The sequence below is a fragment of the Streptomyces sp. W16 genome (assembly GCF_033194735.1).
Classification (GTDB): Bacteria; Actinomycetota; Actinomycetes; order Streptomycetales; family Streptomycetaceae; genus Streptomyces.
Genome location: NZ_JAWOAI010001027.1, coordinates 1 through 1,570, shown reverse-complemented (window position 1 = coordinate 1,570; position 1,570 = coordinate 1). Strand labels below are relative to the sequence as shown.

Here is a 1,570-nt window from a genome sequence, read left to right as displayed (position 1 = left end):
TACGACGGTCACCGCGCAGCCCGCCTCGCGCGCGGCCGTGGCGAACTCCGCGCCGATCCAGCCGGCGCCGACGACCACGATGTCGTGCTGCCGCGCGAGCACCGGACGCAGCCGCTCGGCGTCGTCCAGGGTGCGCAGCAGATGCACACCGGGGATGCCGTCGGCGCCCGGCAGCCGGATCGGTTCGGCACCGGTGGCGAGGACGAGGACGTCGTAGGGCACCGGGCCCTCGGCGGTGTCCAGTTCGTGGTCTCCGGGGCGCAGGCCCGACACCTCGCGTCCGAGGCGGAGTTCGATGCCGAGTGCCTCGAAGTCGACGTCGAAGGCGGAGCCCTCGGCCTTGCCGAGCAGGACGGCCTTGGACAGCGGCGGCCGGTCGTAGGGCTGATGGGGTTCGGCGCCGATGAGGGTGACGGTGCCGGTGAAGCCCTGTTCGCGCAGGGCGACCGCGGTCTGCACCCCGGCCATGCCCGCGCCGACGACGACCACGCGCCGCCGTGCCCCCGCGCCCTGTCCCCGTGTCTGCTCGCTCATCCGATCACCATAGACACCTGACAAATCGTCAGTCAGGGGGCGCGTTCAGTGACCTGTTCCACAACACTCGTCCCGCTGCCCGGCTGCGACTCCCACTCCCAGGTCTCGTCGAGGCGGATGCGGCCGTCGGACAACTCGACCACTTCGGACACACAGTGCCCGGACGACGTGGTCCCGTCCCGCTTCAACTGCACGTACCGAAAGTCGATCCGGTCCCCCGCGCGCGTGCCGACGAGGCGCCCCCGTACGACGTCGCCGCCCGCGTACTCGGCCCAGATCTCGCCGTCCTGCTCGTGGTACGCGAACCGGGTGCGCGTGCCGACCTGACCTGGGGCCTGATCCACGACGGGGGCGAGGACGAGACCGTCGAGCGAGCGGGCCATGGACAGAGGCTCTCTTACTGGGACAGGTGACAGCGGGCTAGGGTGGCCAACGTACAAGCACTCGCGGGAGTCCGGACGCACCGGGCTGAGAGGGAGGCTGGCGGCCTCCGACCGTACGAACCTGATCCGGGTCATGCCGGCGAAGGGAGGGGCTGGACGCCCATGCCTACACGTACGTCAGACGTCCTCGTCGTCGGGGGCGGAATCATCGGCCTGGTCACGGCCTGGCGCGCGGCCCAACGCGGGTTCGCCACCGCCCTGGTGGACCCCGAGCCCGGTGGCGGGGCCGCCCAGGTGGCCGCCGGGATGCTGGCCGCCGTCACGGAACTGCACTACGGCGAGCAGACCCTGCTCGCCCTCAACCTGGCCTCGGCGCGGCGCTACCCGGACTTCGCGGCCGAGCTGACCGACCTCACCGGCCTGGACCTCGGCTACCGGCGCTGCGGCACACTCGCCGTCGCCCTGGACGCCGACGACCGCGCCCATCTGCGGGAACTGCACACCCTGCAGCAGCAGTCGGGGCTGGACTCGGAGTGGCTGTCCGGGCGCGACTGCCGGCGCCTGGAGCCGATGCTCGCGCCGGGGGTGCGCGGGGGGCTCCGGGTCGACGGGGACCATCAGGTCGACCCGCGGCGGCTGGCGCGGGCGCTGGT

At 72.6% G+C, this 1,570-nt stretch carries 3 protein-coding genes and 1 riboswitch; of the genes, 1 reads left to right on the top strand and 2 read right to left on the bottom strand.

Annotation, left to right across the window (positions count from 1 at the left end; all coding sequences use genetic code 11):
* Positions 1-534: FAD-dependent oxidoreductase (locus R6V09_RS52735; protein WP_317888494.1), on the bottom strand; the 534-nt coding region annotated here is incomplete at its 3' end.
* A gap of 32 nt (positions 535-566) precedes the next feature.
* Positions 567-917: a hypothetical protein gene (locus R6V09_RS52730; protein WP_317888493.1), complete on the bottom strand. Its 351-nt coding sequence runs from the start codon at positions 915-917 to the stop codon at positions 567-569.
* Between the two features lie 53 nt (positions 918-970).
* Positions 971-1,082: riboswitch (TPP riboswitch) on the top strand.
* On the opposite strand from R6V09_RS52730, the gene R6V09_RS52725 reads away from it, so the two are divergent.
* The coding region (locus R6V09_RS52725) for an FAD-dependent oxidoreductase (protein ID WP_317888492.1) at positions 1,080-1,570 on the top strand (491 nt) is incomplete at its 3' end. It overlaps the preceding riboswitch by 3 nt.